At 41.3% G+C, this 24250-nt stretch carries 15 protein-coding genes, 2 tRNA genes and 2 rRNA genes; 3 read left to right on the top strand and 16 right to left on the bottom strand.

Annotated elements, in window-relative coordinates; translation table 11 throughout:
• Positions 1-103: 103 nt before the first annotated feature.
• The 5 genes from ACN19N_RS00095 to tyrS all read right to left on the bottom strand — a co-directional run bounded on the left by ACN19N_RS00095 (position 104) and on the right by tyrS (position 6946).
• Positions 104-2994, bottom strand: a 23S ribosomal RNA gene (locus ACN19N_RS00095).
• Positions 2995-3430: 436 nt separating this feature from the next.
• Positions 3431-3506, bottom strand: a tRNA-Ala gene (locus ACN19N_RS00090).
• A 36-nt stretch (positions 3507-3542) separates the two neighbouring features.
• Positions 3543-3619 (bottom strand) — tRNA-Ile (locus tag ACN19N_RS00085).
• A gap of 59 nt (positions 3620-3678) precedes the next feature.
• A 16S ribosomal RNA gene (locus tag ACN19N_RS00080) occupies positions 3679-5215 on the bottom strand.
• Together the 16S and 23S rRNA genes with 2 tRNA genes alongside form the textbook arrangement of a ribosomal RNA operon.
• Before the next feature lie 498 nt (positions 5216-5713).
• Positions 5714-6946: a tyrosine--tRNA ligase gene (gene tyrS / locus ACN19N_RS00075; protein ID WP_293735357.1), complete on the bottom strand. Its 1233-nt coding sequence runs from the start codon at positions 6944-6946 to the stop codon at positions 5714-5716.
• A gap of 61 nt (positions 6947-7007) precedes the next feature.
• On the opposite strand from tyrS, the gene ACN19N_RS00070 reads away from it, so the two are divergent.
• Positions 7008-8135, top strand: coding sequence for an anhydro-N-acetylmuramic acid kinase (locus ACN19N_RS00070; RefSeq protein WP_420001736.1), 1128 nt, complete (start codon positions 7008-7010; stop codon positions 8133-8135).
• Positions 8136-8185: 50 nt separating this feature from the next.
• Here the strand turns inward: ACN19N_RS00070 and erpA are convergent, their stop codons facing one another.
• From erpA to ACN19N_RS00040, 6 genes are all read right to left on the bottom strand, one after another.
• Positions 8186-8521: an iron-sulfur cluster insertion protein ErpA gene (gene erpA / locus ACN19N_RS00065; RefSeq protein ID WP_005158950.1), complete on the bottom strand. Its 336-nt coding sequence runs from the start codon at positions 8519-8521 to the stop codon at positions 8186-8188.
• 122 nt (positions 8522-8643) lie between these two features.
• A complete protein-coding gene (locus ACN19N_RS00060; protein WP_269229243.1) occupies positions 8644-9648 on the bottom strand; it encodes a putative solute-binding protein in 1005 nt (334 codons plus the stop codon).
• A gap of 284 nt (positions 9649-9932) precedes the next feature.
• Complete coding sequence (locus ACN19N_RS00055; RefSeq protein ID WP_269229242.1) at positions 9933-10940, bottom strand: putative solute-binding protein; 1008 nt, start codon at positions 10938-10940, stop codon at positions 9933-9935.
• 215 nt (positions 10941-11155) lie between these two features.
• A complete protein-coding gene (locus ACN19N_RS00050; protein WP_269229241.1) occupies positions 11156-12157 on the bottom strand; it encodes a putative solute-binding protein in 1002 nt (333 codons plus the stop codon).
• A gap of 209 nt (positions 12158-12366) precedes the next feature.
• The gene (locus ACN19N_RS00045) at positions 12367-13380 is read right to left on the bottom strand and encodes a putative solute-binding protein (RefSeq protein WP_420001735.1); all 1014 of its coding nucleotides are present in this window, start codon (positions 13378-13380) and stop codon (positions 12367-12369) included.
• A 51-nt stretch (positions 13381-13431) separates the two neighbouring features.
• Positions 13432-14439, bottom strand: coding sequence for a putative solute-binding protein (locus ACN19N_RS00040; RefSeq protein WP_420001734.1), 1008 nt, complete (start codon positions 14437-14439; stop codon positions 13432-13434).
• 212 nt (positions 14440-14651) lie between these two features.
• Between ACN19N_RS00040 and ACN19N_RS00035 the strand changes: the two genes are divergently transcribed.
• Entirely contained in the window at positions 14652-16580 is a 1929-nt protein-coding gene (locus ACN19N_RS00035) for an ATP-binding cassette domain-containing protein (protein ID WP_420001733.1), read from the top strand.
• A gap of 311 nt (positions 16581-16891) precedes the next feature.
• Positions 16892-17449 carry a VTT domain-containing protein gene (locus tag ACN19N_RS00030; protein WP_293735375.1) on the top strand — a complete coding sequence of 186 codons (558 nt, stop codon included), beginning with the start codon at positions 16892-16894 and terminating at the stop codon, positions 17447-17449.
• A gap of 109 nt (positions 17450-17558) precedes the next feature.
• Here ACN19N_RS00030 and cybC read toward each other — a convergent pair whose 3' ends face one another.
• From cybC to dnaA, 5 genes are all read right to left on the bottom strand, one after another.
• Positions 17559-17945 carry a cytochrome b562 gene (gene cybC / locus ACN19N_RS00025; protein ID WP_293735377.1) on the bottom strand — a complete coding sequence of 129 codons (387 nt, stop codon included), beginning with the start codon at positions 17943-17945 and terminating at the stop codon, positions 17559-17561.
• 35 nt (positions 17946-17980) lie between these two features.
• A complete protein-coding gene (gyrB, locus tag ACN19N_RS00020) occupies positions 17981-20449 on the bottom strand; it encodes a DNA topoisomerase (ATP-hydrolyzing) subunit B (protein ID WP_420001732.1) in 2469 nt (822 codons plus the stop codon).
• A 48-nt stretch (positions 20450-20497) separates the two neighbouring features.
• Positions 20498-21580: a DNA replication/repair protein RecF gene (gene recF / locus ACN19N_RS00015; protein WP_420001731.1), complete on the bottom strand. Its 1083-nt coding sequence runs from the start codon at positions 21578-21580 to the stop codon at positions 20498-20500.
• A 27-nt stretch (positions 21581-21607) separates the two neighbouring features.
• A complete protein-coding gene (dnaN, locus tag ACN19N_RS00010; RefSeq protein ID WP_420001730.1) occupies positions 21608-22756 on the bottom strand; it encodes a DNA polymerase III subunit beta in 1149 nt (382 codons plus the stop codon).
• 90 nt (positions 22757-22846) lie between these two features.
• Complete coding sequence (dnaA, locus tag ACN19N_RS00005) at positions 22847-24250, bottom strand: chromosomal replication initiator protein DnaA (protein WP_005219063.1); 1404 nt, start codon at positions 24248-24250, stop codon at positions 22847-22849.

Below are 24250 nucleotides of genomic sequence, written 5' to 3'. Positions count from 1 at the left end.
AGATATTGAGTCTAACTTTGTGTTCAGCATTTTAACTAGTTTTCACACTAAATCAAGTTATGTATTGAATTTATCTTGAATACAACAACTGTTTGGGTGTTGTATAGTCAAGCCTCACGAGCAATTAGTATTGGTCAGCTTCACACGTCACCGTGCTTCCACACCCAACCTATCAACGTCCTAGTCTCGAACGGCTCTTTAGAGGAATAAATTCCTAGGGAAATCTTATCTTGAGGTAGGCTTCCCGCTTAGATGCTTTCAGCGGTTATCCCTTCCGAACATAGCTACCCGGCGATGCGACTGGCGTCACAACCGGTACACCAGAGGTTCGTCCACTCTGGTCCTCTCGTACTAGGAGCAGATCCTCTCAAATTTCCAGCGCCCACGGTAGATAGGGACCGAACTGTCTCACGACGTTCTAAACCCAGCTCGCGTACCTCTTTAAATGGCGAACAGCCATACCCTTGGGACCTGCTTCAGCCCCAGGATGAGATGAGCCGACATCGAGGTGCCAAACACCGCCGTCGATATGAACTCTTGGGCGGTATCAGCCTGTTATCCCCAGAGTACCTTTTATCCGTTGAGCGATGGCCCTTCCATACAGAACCACCGGATCACTAAGACCTACTTTCGTACCTGCTCGACTTGTGGGTCTCGCAGTTAAGCGCGCTTTTGCCTTTATACTCTACGCGTGATTTCCGACCACGCTGAGCGCACCTTCGTACTCCTCCGTTACTCTTTAGGAGGAGACCGCCCCAGTCAAACTACCCACCAGACATGGTCCTCGCCCCGGATTACGGGGCAGAGTTAGAACCTCAACATTACCAGGGTGGTATTTCAAGGACGGCTCCATTGGAACTAGCGTTCCAACTTCAAAGCCTCCCACCTATCCTACACAAGTAAGGTCAAAGTTCAATGTCAAGCTGCAGTAAAGGTTCACGGGGTCTTTCCGTCTAGCCGCGGGTACACTGCATCTTCACAGCGATTTCGATTTCACTGAGCCTCTGCTGGAGACAGCGCCGCCATCATTATGCCATTCGTGCAGGTCGGAACTTACCCGACAAGGAATTTCGCTACCTTAGGACCGTTATAGTTACGGCCGCCGTTTACTGGGGCTTCGATCAAGAGCTTCGCTTACGCTAACCCCATCAATTAACCTTCCAGCACCGGGCAGGCATCACACCCTATACGTCCACTTTCGTGTTTGCAGAGTGCTATGTTTTTAATAAACAGTTGCAGCGGCCTGGTTTCTGTGGCTGCCAATAGCTCAGGGAGCAAGTCCCATCACCGTCAGCAGCGTACCTTCTCCCGAAGTTACGGTACCATTTTGCCTAGTTCCTTCAGCAGAGTTCTCTCAAGCGCTTTGGTCTACTCGACCTGACCACCTGTGTCGGTTTCGGGTACGATTCCTGTGTAACTGAAGCTTAGAGACTTTTCCTGGAAGCATGGTATCAGCCACTTCACTGTACAAGTACAGCTTGCTATCAGTTCTCAGCATAGAGTACCCCGGATTTGCCTAAGATACATGCCTACAACCTTCCACCTGGACAACCAACGCCAGGCTGACTTAACCTTCTCCGTCCTCTCATCGCATTACACAGAAGTATTGGAATATTAACCAATTTCCCATCGACTACGCCTCTCGGCCTCGCCTTAGGGGTCGACTCACCCAGCCCCGATTAACGTTGGACTGGAACCCTTGGTCTTTCAGCGAACGGGTTTTTCACCCGTTTTGTCGTTACTCACGTCAGCATTCGCACTTCTGATACCTCCAGCATACTTCTCAATACACCTTCATCGGCTTACAGAACGCTCCCCTACCACTTGACTAATGTCAAATCCGCAGCTTCGGCACATAGTTTTAGCCCCGTTACATCTTCCGCGCAGGCCGACTCGACTAGTGAGCTATTACGCTTTCTTTAAAGGGTGGCTGCTTCTAAGCCAACCTCCTAGCTGTCTATGCCTTCCCACATCGTTTCCCACTTAACTATGATTTTGGGGCCTTAGCTGGCGGTCTGGATTGTTTTCCTCTTGACTACGGACGTTAGCACCCGCAGTCTGTCTCCCGGATAGTACTCATTGGTATTCGGAGTTTGCATCGGTTTGGTAAGTCGGGATGACCCCCTAGCCGAAACAGTGCTCTACCCCCAATGGTATTCGTCCGAGGCGCTACCTAAATAGCTTTCGGGGAGAACCAGCTATCACCAGGCTTGATTAGCCTTTCACCCCTATCCACAAGTCATCCCCTGGCTTTTCAACGACAGTGGGTTCGGTCCTCCAGTTAGTGTTACCCAACCTTCAACCTGCTCATGGATAGATCGCCTGGTTTCGGGTCTATACCCAGCAACTAAACGCCCTATTAAGACTCGATTTCTCTACGGCTCCCCTATTCGGTTAACCTTGCTACTGAATATAAGTCGCTGACCCATTATACAAAAGGTACGCAGTCACCGAACTAGTCGGCTCCCACTGCTTGTATGCATGCGGTTTCAGGATCTATTTCACTCCCCTCACAGGGGTTCTTTTCGCCTTTCCCTCACGGTACTGGTTCACTATCGGTCAGTCAGGAGTATTTAGCCTTGGAGGATGGTCCCCCCATATTCAGACAAGGTTTCACGTGCCTCGCCCTACTCGTCATCATTGTGTGTGCCCTTTCGTGTACGGGAATATCACCCTCTACGTTCGCACTTCCCAGAGCGTTCCACTAAAACACACACAACTTAATGGGCTGCTCCCCGTTCGCTCGCCGCTACTAAGGGAATCTCAATTGATTTCTTTTCCTAAGGGTACTGAGATGTTTCACTTCCCCTCGTTCGCTTCATAAGCCTATGTATTCAGCTTATGATACCCGCCTTATAGCGGGTGGGTTCCCCCATTCAGAAATCTCCGGATCAAAGGATATTTGCCGCCTCCCCGGAGCTTATCGCAGGCTATTACGTCTTTCATCGCCTCTGACTGCCAAGGCATCCACCACATGCACTTAATTACTTGACTATACAACCCCAAACAGTCGTTAACACATACAAGTCAGTGTTAGCGTTGCAAACTTAATTGCTACTATTCGTTGTCTGTGAACTTAATCACCATACAGCTTCAATCTAAATTCATATACCAAAACGCTTGATTCAGTGTTTTTGCTAGTTCTCAGATTAAATATTAATTTAACAATTACTTGTTATCTTCCTATTTAATCGAGTTTGAACAATTTATTTCAGACTCAAATTCTAATCTGTTAATGATTAACTACAGCCTCGTCAGCTTGCAGTAAACTGTGATAAATCACAGAGATTAATAAACCAGTCAAATTAGACTGTATTCACTAAACTCTATAATCTTCTTAGCTCCAAGCTTCATCCTATGTGTGCCTGCGCACAGCATAGCTGTTTGCTTAAATTCTCGGACAAAGCGTTGCTTTGTTTATCCTCAAATTTGGTGGAGACTAGGAGAGTCGAACTCCTGACCTCCTGCGTGCAAAGCAGGCGCTCTACCAACTAAGCTAAGTCCCCAGCTTATCACTTAATGAACGATATATCTTTCAGATTTGGTGGGTCTGACAAGACTTGAACTTGTGACCCCACGCTTATCAAGCGTGTGCTCTAACCAACTGAGCTACAGACCCTCAGATACATCTTCGAAGAACAACTTGTTGTGGATTCTTACCGATCGTCAATCTTTCGTTAAGGAGGTGATCCAGCCGCAGGTTCCCCTACGGCTACCTTGTTACGACTTCACCCCAGTCATCGGCCACACCGTGGTAAGCGTCCTCCTTGCGGTTAGACTACCTACTTCTGGTGCAACAAACTCCCATGGTGTGACGGGCGGTGTGTACAAGGCCCGGGAACGTATTCACCGCGGCATTCTGATCCGCGATTACTAGCGATTCCGACTTCATGGAGTCGAGTTGCAGACTCCAATCCGGACTACGATCGGCTTTTTGAGATTAGCATCCTATCGCTAGGTAGCAACCCTTTGTACCGACCATTGTAGCACGTGTGTAGCCCTGGCCGTAAGGGCCATGATGACTTGACGTCGTCCCCGCCTTCCTCCAGTTTGTCACTGGCAGTATCCTTAAAGTTCCCATCCGAAATGCTGGCAAGTAAGGAAAAGGGTTGCGCTCGTTGCGGGACTTAACCCAACATCTCACGACACGAGCTGACGACAGCCATGCAGCACCTGTATCTAGATTCCCGAAGGCACCAATCCATCTCTGGAAAGTTTCTAGTATGTCAAGGCCAGGTAAGGTTCTTCGCGTTGCATCGAATTAAACCACATGCTCCACCGCTTGTGCGGGCCCCCGTCAATTCATTTGAGTTTTAGTCTTGCGACCGTACTCCCCAGGCGGTCTACTTATCGCGTTAGCTGCGCCACTAAAGCCTCAAAGGCCCCAACGGCTAGTAGACATCGTTTACGGCATGGACTACCAGGGTATCTAATCCTGTTTGCTCCCCATGCTTTCGTACCTCAGCGTCAGTATTAGGCCAGATGGCTGCCTTCGCCATCGGTATTCCTCCAGATCTCTACGCATTTCACCGCTACACCTGGAATTCTACCATCCTCTCCCATACTCTAGCTGACCAGTATCGAATGCAATTCCTAAGTTAAGCTCAGGGATTTCACATCCGACTTAATCAGCCGCCTACGCACGCTTTACGCCCAGTAAATCCGATTAACGCTCGCACCCTCTGTATTACCGCGGCTGCTGGCACAGAGTTAGCCGGTGCTTATTCTGCGAGTAACGTCCACTATCCAGTAGTATTAATACTAGTAGCCTCCTCCTCGCTTAAAGTGCTTTACAACCAAAAGGCCTTCTTCACACACGCGGCATGGCTGGATCAGGCTTCCGCCCATTGTCCAATATTCCCCACTGCTGCCTCCCGTAGGAGTCTGGGCCGTGTCTCAGTCCCAGTGTGGCGGATCATCCTCTCAGACCCGCTACAGATCGTCGCCTTGGTAGGCCTTTACCCCACCAACTAGCTAATCCGACTTAGGCTCATCATTTAGCGCAAGGTCCGAAGATCCCCTGCTTTCTCCCGTAGGACGTATGCGGTATTAGCATTCCTTTCGGAATGTTGTCCCCCACTAAATGGCAGATTCCTAAGCATTACTCACCCGTCCGCCGCTAAGATAAGGTGCAAGCACCTCATCTCCGCTCGACTTGCATGTGTTAAGCCTGCCGCCAGCGTTCAATCTGAGCCATGATCAAACTCTTCAGTTTAAAATCATTAGTAGCTTATGGCTACAAATCTTGGCTCATCAATTTTCTGACTAAAAATTCGCTCAAATAAACTTCGAGAAATTTCTACCATTCAATCAATGAAATATTTTCGATCGATCAACCAGTAAAAATCCACACAAGTTGTTCTTCTATTCTCTTAATGATCTTCTCGATGATTCGTCATCATCAAGCTAGGTCGGCTATGTTACTCTAATATAAACTAAAGTCAACAGGTAATTTCGATATTTTTAAAACCCACCAATCAATCCAAGAATCTAACTCTTCTAGCCAAACCCTTGTTTCTCAACAAGTTTTTATCTGCATCACCGCCGATGGATGTGCATTCTACAGTATTTCACATCAGGTGCAACCCCATTTTTTATTATTTTCTTTTGCATGTTTCTTTTTTCTACAAAACCAGTGTTTTCGTTGTTTTTATCAGCTATTTATGTATAAAAAGCAGGCTCATGGCCTGCTTTTTATTATTTTCATTTTGATTTAGTCAGTGAAAGTCACTCGTGCAATGGCTTTTTTACCTGACTGAATGATTAAAGTGACATTTTCTTTTACAGAGTAGCTCATATCAACCACATTCCAATCAACTTTTACTGCACCACGACCCACGGCGTCTTTCGCTGCAGCTGCATTTGGGTTTAAACCTGCAACACGAAGAATCGTTGCAATAAATAACTCACCACCAAACTCAGCACGAGAAATCGTCACTTCTGGGGTATCTTCTGGCACTTCACCTTCAGTTACACGGTTACCTGCGCTCTTATGTGCATTTTCCGCTGCTTCTGCATCATGGAAACGTTCAACCAACTCAAGCGCCAAAATACGTTTGATTTCTTGTGGGTTACGCCCCGCAGCCATTTCATCAAGTAAGACTTTGATTTCATCAAGTGACTTAAAGCTCAGTAGATCAAAGTAACGTTCAATCAAGCTATCTGGCATAGACAGGATTTTTTGATACATTGCACCTGGGGTGTCAAATACACCAATATAGTTGCCTAAAGATTTAGACATCTTATTGACACCATCTAAACCTTCAAGGATTGGTACAGTAATGCAGACTTGTGATTCTTGACCATAACGACCTTGTAAAGTACGCCCCATGAGCAAGTTAAAGGTTTGGTCTGTACCACCTAACTCAACATCCGCTTCAAGCGCAATCGAGTCATAACCTTGTACCAATGGATAGAGGAACTCATGAATCGCAATCGGTTGATGGTTATTATAGCGCTTAGTAAAGTCATCACGCTCTAACATACGTGATACTGTTTGCTGACTTGCCAATTGAATTAAATCAGCCGCAGTTTTTTGGCTAAACCATTCTGAGTTAAAACGAACTTTGGTTTTCTTTGGATCTAAAATTTTAAAAACTTGTTCTTGATAAGTCTTGGCATTGGCAAGTACTTGCTCTTGCGACAACGGCGGACGCGTTGCGCTTTTACCCGTTGGATCACCGATCATGGCGGTATAATCACCAATCAAGAAAGTAACCTCATGTCCCAAATCTTGGAAGGTTTTTAATTTATTGATTAGAACTGTATGTCCTAAGTGTAAATCAGGAGCCGTTGGGTCAAAGCCTGCTTTTACACGGAGTGGACGATTCTCTTTCAGTTTTTTCAATAAATCTTCATCAGAGATAATCTCGTGCGTGCCTCGTTGAATGAGAGCAAGCTGTTCTTCGGCTGGCAAGAAATTTGACATCACAAAACCTAAACACATCAGTTATTCAATTTGTGCGATATACTAACATTTTTTCAGCATCTTGCAGGATAAGTTGTATATGAGCGCGATCTATATTGGTGTAATGACAGGCACGAGCATGGATGGTGTTGATATTGTTGCAAGTTCATTTGACCCTTTAACACTACATGCCACGCTGACTGTGCCTTTTGAGCCTGAATTACGTGATGAATTAATGGCTTTAACGCTTCCGGACGACAATGAAATTGATCGTATGGGTAAAGCCGATGTCGCTTTGGCACAAATGATTGGACATGGCATCAATACGCTGATTGAAAAGAACAATTTAGATCGTAATCAAATCAAGGCGGTTGGTTCTCATGGGCAAACTATTCGTCATCGCCCTGAGCATGGCTTTACCTTACAAATTGGTGATCCAAATATCATCACTGAAATTACTCAACTCCCTGTCGTTTCTGATTTTCGGCGTCGTGATATGGCCGCAGGAGGGCAAGGTGCTCCTTTAGTACCAGCTTTTCATCAAGCATTGTTTCAGCATGACAGTATCCATCGTGTCATTTTGAATTTAGGCGGTATTGCCAATGTCAGTATGTTGCCTGCAAATGACCTTGACGGTGTTTATGGCTTTGATACAGGCCCTGCAAATATGTTAATGGATGCATGGTGTCATCGTCATACAGGGCATCCATACGATGAAAATGGCGACTGGGCTGCTTATGGCCATCCAATACGTTCCCTATTAGATCGACTGCACTCACACGAATACTTTTCGAAAGAACCTCCAAAAAGTACAGGTCGCGAAGACTTTAATATTGATTGGTTAGATGATCAACTGATCGATTGGCGCAATGATTTAACCTATGACGAACTAGAAGATACGCCTGAAAATATTCAAGCGACCTTACTGAAACTTACCGTAAGGGCAATTCAAAAAGCAGTCTATCGTTCTAGCATGGAAACAGGCGAACTCTACGTTTGTGGTGGCGGTGCTTATAATTCTTATTTATTGGAACAATTACGTTGGCGCTTACGCAAACACAATTGGTCAGTACAAACCACGGATGCCCTTGGTTTGGCACCGACATGGGTCGAAGCGACGGCGTTTGCATGGTTAGCCATGCGTTTCGTTGAACAACTTAGCGGTAATTTACCCGCTGTAACAGGCGCATCAGGTGATCGTATTTTGGGTACAATTACGATGGTGTAAATAATAAAAAAGCTTCTCAAATTGAGAAGCTTTTTTATTATTAGAATCTATTAAATCGAGAAAGATGATCCACAACCGCAAGTTGTCGTTGCATTCGGGTTTTGTACCACGAAGCGAGAACCTTCAAGCCCTTCAAGATAATCAACCACTGAGCCAACTAAGTATTGATAGCTAAGTGAATCAACTAACATTTTAACGTCGCCATTGGTAAATTCAGCATCATCTTCATTAACACTTTCAGCGAAATTAAAACCATAAGAAAAGCCTGAGCATCCACCACCCGTTACATAAACACGTAACATCAAGTCGTTATTCCCTTCACTTTCGCGTAATTGGCGAACTTTGTTGGCAGCATTATCTGACAATTCAAGAGCTTGGGCATTCATGGTAGATATTCCTCAGACTTCAATACGTCTTTCATAAATAAAAGACCCGATATTCAGTATAGCATACTCAATATCGGGTCTGTATTTGAAGTTTAAAGTGCGATTAAGGACTTTTTAACAGATTATTTATAATTCTCTTCCTGTAAAGCACATTCAAAATTTTTGGCATCTTCGCGACAACGGAATTGCCATAACAACTTCATCATACGCTTATCGTAAATTCCTTTTGCTGTAAGGTTAATACGTGCCTCACGCATTAATTTTTGATAGCCAGGTTTATCAGCAGGAGGTACTTCCATCCAGTATTTTTGTGGAATATCCGCTTTCATTTTACCCAAGATACCAAAAGCACGTGGCAATTGTGCCTTCACCCATTCTCTTGATTTTTGACCAAAACCTTCTGGGAATTTATCAGGATGAATAATTAAGTTACCTGTTACCTGTAAAATTGGATAATTGACAATTGCCCCTTTAGTACCTAAACCTTTGTAAAGTTCTAATGGTTTAAACGCGGCAGCAGGTGCACCAATAATATCAACCTGACCATTATTAAATTTAGCACCAAAATTAGTAATATCTGAACTTACAGCTTGAGCACCCACTTGTGAAGCCATAATTTTTTGTGCTTCATCATAGTCTAAAACCGCAATTTTTTTACCTGCAGCTTTTGCAACAGTATTGATATTACGGTCGTTTACTAATAAATATGCATCACCAATCGGAATTACACCAGCCACTTCATATTTACCATTGACCATCGCTTTGGCAAAAGTTGGACTGGCTAAACCTTGCATCACTTTTACAGCAAGCTTAAGGTCGGTGATAGCACCAATTGCATCTAATGAGCCTGTAAATGGATTGAATTGGCGGCCTCGCATGCCTGTGATACTGACGCCATCACATTTCCCTGCTTTAAAATCTTCAGCAATTACAGCTTCATTCGTTGCCACTTTGAGTTCAATATCTGCACCCCAAGTTTTAGCTGCAAGCTGATAATCTTTCATTAATGCATACACATCACCGCTTTTGCCTACGATGTCAAATACACACATTGTTTGTTTTGCTTGAGCTCCAGCAGATACTGCTGCTATACCCGTTACGAGTAGGAGTGTTTTAAACCATTGCATATTATTTTTTCCTTTGCATCTATATTGTTTTGTTGCGAAACATTTATGTATATGAAGAGCAACGTTCTATCCTGATAGGGTCTTCAAATGAATATATGTTTAAATACAGTCGTTTTTAATCTTCCTGATTAAAACATATTTTTAAATCTTATCGATTTCATTTGTTTTTATATGGGTATGATTGCGATATTTTCACATAAAGACAATGACTTAAATGACAAGCACTTAAAAACAAAAAGCCTAGAAAAATCTAGGCCTTAAGTTACTTTTATAGCATTTGATGATTATTCACCTGGTAATGCACATTCAAAGTTAGCTTTGTCTACTGAACAACGTGCTTTCTTCAATACTGACATCATACCAGCATCATAAATACCACGTTTAGTCATTTCTAAACGACCATCACGCATTAATTTTTGATATTTTAACTTGTCTTCAGCAGTTAAGTTCATTTTGTATTTTGCTGGGATTTCAGCTTCATAACGCTTGATCATTGCGAAAGCTTTTGGAAGTTGCTTCACAAAATAATCACGAGATTTTTGGCCAAAACCAGCTGGGAATTTTTCTGGGCGTAACACAAGATCCGCAGTCACTTGTAATACAGGGAAGTTAAACATTGCACCATTAGCGCCTAAGCCTTTGCTCAACTCTAATGGCTTATATGCATAAGCAGGAGCGCCTACCATATCTACTTGGCCATTGTTAAATTTAGCAGCAAAGTTAGAAATATCAGAAAGTACCGCTTGTGCTCCTACGCGTTGTACCATAATTTTTTGCGCATCGTCATAACCCAATACTGCGAATTTTTTACCCGCTGCTTTTTCGATTGAGTTAATACTCTTATCACGCACGAAAATGTAAGCAGCGCCTAATGGAGCAATACCAGCAACTTCGTATTTATTACCACCAAGGTTAGTTACCATTTTTGCAGCATTACGTTCATCTAGAACATAAGTAATCGCACGTTGAGCGATCTCATTACTTGGCGCACCGCCTAAAGAGTCAATAGAACCCGCAAACTTGTTATATGGACGAGCACGCATCGCTGTCATTGCTACAGCAGCACATTTACCCGCTTTAAAGTTATTATCAGCGACTTGTTCATCTGTAATCGCAAGAAGGTTTACATCAGCGCCCCAGCCTTTTGCTGCAAGTGCCCAGTCCTGCATCATTTTGTATGATTCACCTGACTTTCCTAATAAGTCGAATACACACACATCAATTGCTGCTTGAGTAGAAGCAGATACACCTAAGATTGAAGTTGCTGCAATAGCTAACGCAATTTTTTTCATATTTTTCATCCTTCCACAAACTTTATGTTTGTCTCCTTGTTCGAAGCAAATATTAATCATGTTTTTCAAAAAAAAATAGAGCTTGTGCTCTATTTTTATGTCAATAATGTTTACTTTTTGTCCTGTTTTATCTCATTCACTTATTTTCATAAACATATTTGTGATAAGTGATGACTTTTGTTAATCAATTTATAAATTCAGGAACAAAACTATAACTATTCGGCACTCAAAGAACATTCAAAGTTAGTGCGTTCAACCGTACAACGTGCTCGTTTGAGGACGTTCATCATGCTGGCATCGTAGACCCCTTGTCTGGTCAAATTCATTCGCCCATCACGCAACATTTTTTGATAGCGAATTTTATCTTCACTAGACAATGTAATTCTTTTCGCATTCATACCCGCTTCTAAGCGCTGTACCATTGCGAAGTTACTTGGCAATTTGTTCACGAACCATTGTCGAGATTGGGTACCAAAACCACTCGGGAATTGCTCAGGGCGAATAATTAAATCTCCCGTGATGTTCACAACTGGAAAATTAAATAATGCACCATTTGCTAAACCTTTATTAATCTCTAAAGGTTTATATGCATATGCTGGTGCAGCAATTACATCAACCTGACCACTGTTAAACTTCTTCACAAAATCTGAAATATCAGAGGGCACAGCAACAAGATTTATGCTTTCAACAATCGTTTTTTGCGCTTGATCATAATGTAAATACGCAAATTTTTTGCCTTTGGCCTTTTCAATCGTATCTATATTTTTATCACGTACGAAAATATAGGCTAAGCCAACTTGAATAATACCAACAACTTCGTATTTTTCACCATTGGTTGTTGCAGTTAAACGGTGTTGGTTACGCTTATCAAGCACATAAGTAATTGCTTTCTGTGCAATCGCATTGCTAGTCACCGCGCCTACAGCATCAACCGATCCTGCAAATTTATTATATTTACGAGCACGCATCGAAGTCATATAAACCCCGTCACATTTACCCGCATCAAAATCTTTCTCTGCTTTTTCTTCATCTTGATAAGGGATCAGCTCAACATCAGCTTGCCATGTTTTTGAGGCAAGCTTCCACTCTTCAACAAGTTTGTAAGATTCGCCAGCTTTTCCCAATAGATCAAATACACAAATTTCTTGTTTTGCCTGTACAGGAGTGGTCATAACAAATAGAGTCGCAGCACTCAATGCCCAAATTCCTTTTTTCATCTTGTTTTCCCTTATTTGCTGTTTTTGCATATTTTTACGCCAAATTGAGACAAATATAGTCAAATTCTGCCTAAAAACCTAGTGTATTTATCGACATAAGCCGGTTTTTTATGTTTTTTTACAACCCAAATCACATTTTCACAAATGTTTTATGGAGTGATCATTTATCAAAAATAATCACTCCATTTAACTTAGATTACAAAAGCGAATTATTCGCCTCCTAAAGAACACTCAAAACTTGTTCTTTCTACTGTACAACGAGCACGTTTTAATACACTCATCATAATTGGATCGTAGACTCCTTGTTTGGTTAAACGAATACGGCCTTCTCGTAAAATTTTCTGGTAACGCACTTCGTCTTCCTTCGGAAGATTCAACTTATATTTATTTGGAATCCCATTTTCGAGACGTTTCACTAATGCAAAACTTCTTGGTAATTGATCAACATACCACTCTCTTGATTGTGCAGCAAAATTCGCTGGGAATTTCTCTGGACGAATAATCAAATCACCCGTAATGTTGACTACAGGAAACGAAAACATTGCACCACCTTTTGAAATTCCTCGCTCAATTTCTAAGGGTTTATATGCATAAGCTGGCGAAGCAATCACATCTACCTGATAGTTATTAAATTTTTTAACAAAATCTGAGATTTCAGAAGGCACGGAAACCATTTCCAAACTATCAACAATCTCTTTTTGTGCAATATCGTATTGCAAGTAGGCAAACTTTTTACCCTTTGCCTTTTCGATCGTATTTAAATTGCGGTCGTGTACAAATACATATGCCAAACCAAATTGTAAAATACCCGCAACTTCATAATTCTGATTATCGACATTTGCCAATAAACGACGCTTATTTCTCTTGTCCAAAGCAAAACTAATCGCTTTTTGTGCGACATGATTATTTGTAACCCCACCAATTGCATCAATCGACCCTGCAAAACGATTGTACTTACGAGCACGCATCGAGGTCATATAAACAGCATCACATTTACCCGCCTCAAAATCATTTTGCGCTTTTGCTTCATCTTGATAAGAGAGCAAACGAATATCTGCTTGCCATCCTTTAGCTGCAATTGCCCATTCTTCAGTAATTTTAAATGTTTCACCTGCTTTACCAAGTAAATCAAATACACATACATTTTGTTTAGCCTGAACTTGACCAGTTGCACTCATACCCATAAGTGCTAAGCCAGCCAAAACAAACAACCCCTTTTTCATTTCGTTTCCCTGCAAAAAATCAAATTATCAAACACACAAAAAACTAAAAAATTATTCTCCACCGAGGGTACATTCAAAATTGGTACGTTCTACAGTACAACGGGCACGCTTTAAAACGTTCATCATACTGGCGTCGTAAATCCCCTTTTTAATTAAACCAATTCGAGCTTCACGCAAAATTTGCTGATAACGCATTTTGTCTTCATTGCTCAGATTAATTTTATATTTCGCTGGTAGTTCAGCCTCGATTCTTTGGATTAATGCAAAATTATTATTCAAACGATTCAAGAACCAATTTCTCGAATTTTGACCAAAGTTGCTTGAGAATTTTTCAGGACGAATAATCAAATCCATGGTCATGTTGACAGCTGGAAAAGTAATAATTGCCCCATCATTTCCCAAACCTTTAAAGAGTTCTAATGGTTTATAGGCATAAGCTGGTGCGGCCATAATATCGGCTTGGCCATTGTTAAATTTTTTAGCGATATCGGAAATGTCTGAAAGGACCGCTTGCCCACCAAGGCTTTTCACAACGATTTTCTGTGCTTCGTCATGGGCGAGAACAGCAAATTTTTTACCCTTGATTTGCTCAATGGTATCCATTTTTTTATCTTTAACGAAAATATAAGCCAGACCAATTTGTGATATACCGACAACTTCGTAGACCTGATTACCTATACTACTGGTCAGACGACGTTGATTACGCTTATCTAAGGCAAAACTAATGGCTTTTTGTGCAATCGCATAACTCGGTACAGCACCAATCGCATCGACAGAACCTGCAAATTTGTTATAACTACGCGCACGCATAGACGTCATGTATACGCCATCGCATTTGCCTTGTTCAAAATCATTCTCAGCTTGTGCTTCACTTTGATAGCTAATTAAATGAATGTCAGCGCGCCATGTTTTTGCAGCCAGTGCCCATTCCTCCATGGCTTTGTATGCTTCACCAGACTTACCCAATAAATCGAAAACACAAATTGTGGTTGAGGCATTTACCTGAGTGTTTAAACCCAAAAGTAGCATCGCCCCTAATGCAAGAATTCCATTCTTCATTCATAATCCTGTTTCTATCTTTCTAGTCTTGTTACTTATTTTTTCATATAAACTAAATAATAATCTGATTTGCATGACAAAAGTAGAGCTTTTGCTCTATTTTTTTATTGATTGAATGATTTAATTCGATCAGTTTGATCTGTAATATAAAAATTTGCATTCATGGGCGATCACCTTAAAATGCAGCTATCTCTTTGCGACCTTGCAGACTCATGATTCAATTTGACCAAGTTTCTTTACGCCGTGGTGGGCGAGTCCTATTTCAAAAAGCATCGATGCAGCTTCACCCTGGCTGGAAAATTGGTCTTACTGGCGTGAATGGTGCAGGTAAATCAACACTCTTTTCCGCTTTCTTAGGTGGCGTGGTTGCTGACGAAGGTAATCTAACCCGTCCTGCGGTATGGACTGTGGCGCACATGGCTCAGGAAATTAAAGCCTTAGAAATGCCAGCAATTGATTTTGTTTTGTCTGGTGACGAAGAATATTGGGATATTCAAGAAAAATTAGCTCATCCAGATCAACTGAGTAATGATGATTTAGCCAAATTACATGGTCGATTTGATGAAATTCATGGTTATGCAGCACCGGCTAAAGCAGCCCAATTAATGGCAGGTTTAGGATTTCTTGACCATCAAATCCGTTTAAATGTCGCAAGCTTCTCAGGTGGTTGGCGGATGCGTTTAAACTTAGCACGTACCTTGATGAGCCGTTCAGATCTCCTGTTACTGGATGAACCGACTAACCATTTGGATTTAGATGCGATTTTATGGTTAGAAGATTGGCTTAAAGCTTATGAAGGAACGTTAGTCCTCATTTCGCATGATCGTGACTTTTTAGATGCAATTACCGACCATATTCTGCATATCGAAAATCAAGAGTTAACCTTATATACAGGGAACTACTCGACCTTTGAAACCACTCGTGCAGAACGTTTGGCACAACAACAACAAGCTTATGAAAAGCAACTCGAAACACGCGCACATATTCAAAAATATATTGACCGCTTTAAAGCCCAAGCAACTAAGGCTCGCCAAGCGCAAAGCCGTATCAAACAGTTGGAACGCATGCAACAACTTGCACCTGCCCATGTCGATACGCCATTTACCTTTAGTTTCCGCGAACCCACGAAAATGAGTTCACCACTCCTTAGTCTAGATGCAGCGACTATTGGTTATGGTGACAAAATAATTGCAGAAAAGATTCGTCTGCAAATCACACCAAGTTCACGTATTGGCTTATTAGGGATGAATGGCGCGGGTAAATCAACGCTGATCAAAACTTTAGTGGGTGATTTACCACTGCTCGCAGGCGAACGAAAAGCTTCTGAACTGTTAAATATTGGCTACTTTGCTCAACATCAAATGGATGCCTTAGATGCCAATGCTAGCCCTATGCTACAGTTGGCTCGCATAGCTGATCGAAAAATCAGTGAAGCTACTTTACGGTCATTTTTAGGTGGTTTTGGTTTTAGTGGCGAACGTATGGATACGCCGTGTGAAAGTTTTTCAGGTGGCGAACGTGCTCGCTTAGCTTTAGCCCTCATCGTGTGGCAACGTCCAAATGTACTCATTCTAGATGAACCGACCAACCATTTAGACTTAGATATGCGCCATGCTTTAAGTATGGCTCTACAAGATTTCGATGGTGCAGTGGTCTTAGTTTCACACGAACGCCAATTAATTGCCAGTGTATGTGATGACTTACTTTTGGTTCATGCAGGTCAATGCACTGAATTTGAGGGTGATTTACAAGACTATGCGAAATGGTTACGTGAAGCACGCCAACAACAAATCAATGCACAAAATACACAACAGCAGCAAACAGCAAGTCCTCAAACCTCAGCAACAAAAGTAGACAAAGAAGCGCAACGTAAAGAAGCGGCTCGTCGTCGTGAAATAACTCGTCCTATTCGAAAAAATATTGAGAAAGTTGAAGCGCAAATTGAGAAAGTTCAGCCTCGCTTAGCCACTATTGAACATGCTTTGGCAGACAGTGCTTTATACGAAGCCAATCGAAAAGATGATCTAATGAAACTCATGGATGAACAAAATGAGCTTAAAGTAAAGTTAGAACAGTATGAAGAGCAATTATTAGAACTCATGATGGAACTCGAAGAGCTAGAAAGTTCTTTCGAAGTCTAAAAAAAATGCCTAATTCTATCTCAATGATGAATTAGGCATTATCTCATCACAGAGGAAAAGACCACCTTACAGTTTTCTAAGATACTAAAAAATACTAAGAATCCTGCTAAAAATGTCATGATTCCGCCAATCATTTCAGATAAGGTCTAAATTGGAATTTTCTCATAAAATTGAGCTTTAGGTTCAGGCTAGATATACTCAACTCTATCATTTTAAAGTTATTACTTTTAAATGCGCATTGAGAACTAAGTTCATTTTATATTTTTGTACTTCAATTTGGTGAGTACTCTATTTTGGATCATACAAACTGAATGAATTCTTTAGATTTTATTTTTAACTTTGAACATATTCTTCCCATTTTAATTCAAGAATATGGCTTATGGATTTATGCGATCCTCTTTTTGATTATCTTTTCAGAAACCGCCTTTGTGTTTATGTTCTTTTTACCAGGCGATAGTCTTTTACTCACCGTAGGCGCTTTATGTTCAGTCATTGAGTTTATGCATCTCGGTTATATGATTAGCTTACTTTTTATAGCTGCGGCTTTAGGCTACATGGTGAATTATCACATTGGTCGTCATTTTGGTGATCGTATTTTTAAGATGGAATCTCGATTTATCAAACAAGAATATCTAAAAAAAACCAACACATTTTTCTTAAAACATGGCGGAAAAACCATTTTATTGGCTCGTTTTATCCCATTTGCGCGTTCTTTTGCACCTTTAGCAGCTGGTTCTAGTGCTATGAATTATACTCATTTCGTAATTTATAATATCTTAGGTGCGCTATTATGGATTAGTGTGCTTGTTACTGCTGGTTATTTATTTGGGCATGCATTGATCCAAGTCGGTGATTTAGTCGATAAATAAAAAAACCAGTGATGTTCCACGTGAAACGAAGCATTTAGAAAAAACAAGGCGATGGGCTGCGACCCATCGCCTTATTCATGACGCATCATCATGTATCTAAACAATAAATTTACTTAAATTTCTTATGATTTTCATCCCGAATTGTAAGTAAATTCTTTGCTTCAATTTTTGCTTGATCTAGCTGATTTGCTTGAACCAGTATTGCTGTTTTATCAATTTCTGCAATTAAAGCATCTAAACCAGCCTGATACCCAACGACCTGAACATCATCTTTTGCTAAAGATTTAAGCTTGTTTGGAACAAACTGTTTAGCATCATTGGCTGCAAACCTCATTGCATCCAACGACTTTAAGGCATCTGATGTATTTTCAGCTTTCTTGAAGGCTTTATAGTTTTTAGCTAAAGCCCACATATCTGTGTCTAAATCAGCTGCCATCGTATTTTGACTCAGGATAGCAGCAGAACTGATCAGCAAACTAATTATCAATTTTTTCATTTATTCCATCCCTAGAAATTAATGCTCAATCTTAATTAAGCATCAATATCTGCATTCAATGCATTTTCTTCAATGAATGCACGACGTGGCTCGACATCATCACCCATTAAGCATGAGAACATGCGGTCTGCTTCAATCGCATCATCAATAGTCACTTGCAACATATTACGATTTTCAGGATCCATTGTGGTTTCCCAAAGCTGCTCAGCATTCATCTCACCCAAACCTTTATAGCGTTGGATCATCATGCCACGGCGCGAGTCTTGTAAAATGTGTTGCCATACTTGATGGAAATTACTTACCTGAATACGACGCTCGCCTTTTTGCAGATAAGCGCCTTCTTCAAGCAACTTGAACCAGCTCTTCGAGTTCTTCAGTAAACGCGCATATTCAGCAGAATTTAACAGACCAGCATCGAGTAAATACGAATGCGGTAAGTTGTGTACATAGACAGTGACACGTGGCCAATAATGTGCTGATTTCTCACCTTGTGCATTTTCACGTTCAAACGCTTCTAATGTAATCTCAGGGCGTAAGCTTGGTTGTAATGTTTCAATTGCAACACGTAATTGCTCAGCCCATGATTCAACATAGTCACGTTCATGATTGTGATCTGTTTTAAATGCATCAATCTCAAGTAAACCATCCAACAAACTTGCAGGATAACGTTGAGTGAGGCGTTGTAAGCTCTTTTGCGACACTTGGTAGTCAGCAATAACGCTCGCTAATGCCGCACCATTAATCGCTGGTGCTTCAGCGCTGACATGTAATGCAAGTTCATCAATCGCATTGGAAATCAGATAAGTTTCAAGTGCATCATTATCTTTGATGTACTGTTCTTGCTTACCTTTCTTCAACTTATACAATGGTGGCTGTGCAATATAAATATATCCACGCTCAACCAATTCTGGCATTTGACGGAAGAAGAAGGTCAATAACAAGGTCCGAATATGTGAACCATCCACGTCCGCATCGGTCATGATAATGATTTTGTGATAACGTAATTTGTCTGGATTGTATTCTTCACGTCCAATCCCACAACCCAAAGCGGTAATCAAAGTACCTACTTCCTGACTGGAAATCATCTTGTCAAAACGTGCACGTTCGACATTTAGAATTTTACCTTTCAGCGGCAAAATCGCTTGCATCTTACGGTTACGACCTTGCTTCGCACTTCCGCCCGCAGAGTCACCCTCGACTAGATACAATTCAGACAATGCTGGATCTTTTTCCTGACAGTCTGCCAATTTACCCGGTAAACCAGCAATATCTAATGCACTCTTACGACGGGTCATTTCTCGTGCTTTACGCGCTGCATCACGCGCACGCGCCGCATCAATGATCTTACCTGCAATCGATTTCGCTGCTTGTGGATTTTCCAGTAAATAAGCAGAAAACTCTTTGTTCATGGCCTGCTCTACCGCAGGTTTTACTTCGCTCGAAACCAATTTTTCTTTGGTTTGTGAAGAGAATTTAGGATCAGGTACTTTCACTGAAATAATTGCAGTTAAACCTTCACGTGCATCGTCACCAGTCACAGCAACTTTTTCTTTTTTCAATAAACTTTCATTTTCCATGTAGCTGTTTAAGCCACGAGTCAATGCAGCACGGAAACCTGCAAGGTGTGTACCACCATCTTTTTGCGGAATATTATTTGTAAAGCAACGTACATTTTCTTGGTAACTATCGTTCCACTGTAACGCGACTTCTACCCCGATGCCATTATCAGCATCAACGGTAAAATGGAAAATATCGTTTAAATGGTGTTTACCTTCGTTAATATATTTAACGAATTCAGATAAACCGCCTTCATAGTCATAAACATGCTCAAGATTGACACGCTCATCACGCAAAACGATTCGAACACCAGCATTCAAGAAAGATAGCTCTCTTAAACGACGTGCCAAAATATCGACACTAAAAATAGTTTGGCTAAACGTTAGCTCACTTGGCCAAAAACGAACTGTTGTACCCGATTTATCTGTTTCACCAATCACACGTAATGGATATTGTGAATCACCATGCTGATATTCTTGCTCGTGAATTTGTCCAGCGCGATAAATCGTAAGTTGTAATTTTTTTGATAAAGCATTTACAACTGAAACACCTACACCGTGTAAACCGCCTGACACCTTATAGCTATTATCATCAAACTTACCACCTGCATGCAGAATGGTCAAAATCACTTCTGCCGCAGATATCCCCTCTTCTGGGTGAATATCTGTTGGAATACCACGACCATTATCCGACACACTGACAGATTCATCTTCATGAATCGTGACTAAAATTTCATCACAATGACCAGCTAATGCTTCATCGATGGCATTATCCACCACCTCAAACACCATATGGTGTAAACCTGTACCATCATCAGTGTCACCGATATACATACCAGGACGTTTACGAACCGCGTCTAATCCACGTAAAACTTTGATACTAGAGGAATCATAAGCTTTTTCATTTGATTGTTCTGTTTGAGAGACTGATTGAGACTCTGAACTCATGGTTACTCCCTAGTAAATATTAATCTATCCAAAAATGAGGAAATAAAATTATAGTGCAGCAAGACTGACTTGACCGTGAACAACGTGGAATAATTGAAAAGAAATCGACAAATCCTGTAAGTGTTTTAATACCGACGCATGGTCTAAGGTGGTCATAAAAACTTGACTTCCTAACTGACTCAATCGCTCAATTAACCGTTGTTGTGCGGTCTCATCTAACTCTGCTGTCAGATCATCTAATAATACCACAGTTTCCTTATTACTCGCATGTAGCATTGCAATTTGTGACAGTTTTAATGCCATGATTAACAACTTTTTTTGCCCACGAGAGAGTACATCATCAGCATTGCCAAAAGGTGTTTTTAAACGTAAATCAGCACGATGCGGACCATACTCAGTATAACGCCGATCCAGATCTTTTTGATGCTGCTGAACCAAGTCTTGCAATAGACCTTGCTCAGTATGAAAACCAGGATTGTATTCCAGTTCTATCTCAAGATTAGGTAGCAGGATTTTTAAATCTTCATGGAAAAATTGGTTCCATTGCTCAACGATACTGACCCGCTGTGAATGCAACATTTCACCATAATCACTGAGCATTTTATTCCAAGGCTCTAAATCAGCCAAAGTCAGATTACGCCGTGTTTTGAGTAAACTATTCCGTTGTTTAAGTGCGCGAGAATAATACTGCCATGCAAAATAGAATTCAGGTTCCACGTGGAACATTAACCAGTCTAATAATTGTCGTCTTGGCTTTGCGCCATGATCAATAATATCGGTACTTTGTGGATCGATATGCTGTAAAGGTAATAATTTTGCCAGTTGACCTTGAGTCGCAATGGTATCGCCATTGACCTTAATCACCTGTTCGCCCGAAGCCAACTTCTGCATACCAATACGTTCAGTGGCAGATTGCGCAAAAACAATCGCATCCCCTGCTTCATATTGAATGTAATGTTTTGGAATATGGGTGCGAAATGAACGCCCTGTTGCTAGTAAATGAATAGCCTCTAGAACTGAAGTTTTTCCAGAACCATTTGCGCCGTAAAAAATATTAAACGGTTGCAACTCATGGAGTGCAACCGTCTTTAAATTACGTACACGTTCGATATTTAAACGCGTGATTTGCATGCTTTAGAACTCAAACATCAATCTTCATTAAACTCGCATTGGCATCACGACATAGGTTTGATCAGGATGCGCTGGATCTTGAACAAGCACCGACTGATTGGCTTCACTCATGCTCATTTTCACGTCATCACCATCCAGCACACCAAGTACTTCAAGGATATATTGCGCATTAAATGACATTTCTAAAGGTGCATCTTGATATTGAATTGCAATATCTTCGACCGCCTCATCTTGTTCTGGGTTATTGGCACGCAACTGCAATGAATCTTGATTAAAATTCAAGAAAACACCACGAAGTTTTTCATTACTTAAAATGGCAACACGTTGTAAAGATTGCTTAAAGACATCATGAGCGATAGAGACATGCTTATCACCATTTTTAGGAATCACACGGCGATAATCAGGGAACTTTCCATCGATTAACTTCGTGGTGAAACGCACGGTAATATCGCCCTGCTCTTTATCACGGCTTGGCGTATTGATGGTGACATTCAACAATTCACGTCCAATCAACAGGGTCAACTGTTCATCTTCAATACTCAGTAAACGTTGTAACTCGCCAACCGCTTTACGAGGTACGATCGCTTGAATCGGTGCAGATGCAGTTGATGAAGCAGCAACTTCACACAAAGCTAAACGATGACCATCTGTTGTTACTGTACGCAATTGATTTTGATCAATTTCCAACAAAGTACCGGTTAAGTAAAAACGTACATCTTGAACTGCCATCGCAAAGGCTGTTTTTTCAAATAAACGTTTTAATTCACGCTGAGTGACTTGAACCTGAGTACCTTGACTATTGTCAGTCGTGAGTAATGGATAATCTTCTGCTGGAAGGGTACCTAATACGAAACGGCTATTGCCTGATTTTAAAATACAGCGTTGGTCTTCTGTTATTTGCAAATCAATCAAGGCTGCTGTCGGAAGGGATTTACAGATTTCAACGAGTTTACGTGCAGGAACTGTTGTTTCTCCTACCTCTAAACAAGCACCTTCAGATAAAGTTGTGCTTGCGACTAATTCAACTTCTAAATCAGAACCCGTAATCGTTAAGGCCTGTTGAGTGGTTTGAATTTTGACATTTGAAAGAATATTCAAGGTATGGCGACGCTCAACAGCCCCCACCACATGTGATAAAACATTGATTAAACTTTCTTTAGCGATTTTCAAACGCACGATTTTATTCCTCTTACAACAGAAGCTGATATGAATGTTAGCAGTGTACTATGCTGCAGTTAAAAGTAGTTTGCAACTCTGAAAAATAGATTAACTTTGTAACAGTCGAAGTAAGTTTTTATAATCTTCATTAAAAATTGGATCTTGTTCTCGCAAGCTGACCACTTTTTCGCAGGCATGCATCACGGTACTATGATCACGACCACCAAATGCCATTCCAATCTCAGGAAAACTATCCCCTGTTAGCTCTCGAGCTAGCCCCATCGCTAATTGGCGCGGACGTGCATAAATACGGGTACGCTTAGGTCCAATTAATTCTTTTAATGGGATGCGGAAATATTCACTGACGACACGCTGAATATTTTCCACACTAATGGTGCGTGCACGAATCGCTAAAACATCTTTTAATGACTCGCGCACCACATCCAAATCAATCGCAGTGCCTTTAAAACGTGAGATGGCCACCACCTTATTGAGGGCACCTTCAAGTTCACGAACGTTTGCGACCACTTGTTGTGCAATGAATAAAGCACAATTTCGTGGCAAATCTACCCCACTATTTTCAGCTTTTTTTAGCAAAATTTCGATACGGGTTTCAATATCTGGTGGCTCAACACCAACAGATAATCCCCAAGAGAATCGGGAAACCAAACGCGGATCCAGTTCCGTGAGTTCTTTTGGATAACGGTCTGAAGTTAAAATAATTTGTTTAGATTCGTCTAATAAGGCGTTGAATGTATAAAAGAATTCAACAAGACTTGCTTCTTTACCAGCAAGCAAATGAATATCATCAACCAACAATAAATCTAAAGAACGACAATTTTTCTTAAACTCTTCAACCTTACCTTTCTGCAATGAACTGACAAAGTCTTGTACAAAACTTTCCGAGGTCATATACATGACACGTGCATTCGGTTTGGCTTGTAAAAGTGCGTTCCCTACGGCTTGCATCAAGTGTGTTTTACCCAAACCTGTTGGACCATATAAAAATAAAGGATTGTGCTGAGATGCGCCTAATTGGGTTAATACCTTACGGCAAGTCTCAGCAGCCATTTGGTTAGAACGGCCTTCAACAAATAAAGAGAATGTAAATAATGGGTTGAGTTGTCTTTTCTTTGGTATTTTCGTGACATTTTGACTTGGTTGCACCAAATCAGTTTCTTTCTTAGCTTTAATAGGAACAATTGGAGTGGTTGAGGTGTTACTTAAAGCCGCAGTCGTGGTTGCAGGTTGCTCATGAGAAGACAAAATAGTACCTGGACGCGAATCAACCAAGATTTCAACCTGACGTACTCGACCTTCCGATAATTGCTCAGCAAGAATTGAAATTAACTCTAAATGGTTGTCTTGAATATAACGTGTCCAATATGGATTAGGTGCATATAAACGCATCACACCGTCAACTTCTTCAGCAACCAAAGGACGAATCCACATCGCAAAGACGTTGTCAGAGAGCTCTTGTCGCAAGCGAGTTAAGCAGTCTGTCCAGAGCAT

This window comes from Acinetobacter sp. LF10 (assembly GCF_048585715.1).
Taxonomy (GTDB): domain Bacteria; phylum Pseudomonadota; class Gammaproteobacteria; order Pseudomonadales; family Moraxellaceae; genus Acinetobacter.
The sequence above is the reverse complement of the archived record's forward strand: the minus strand, read 5'-3'. Positions and strand labels throughout refer to the sequence as shown.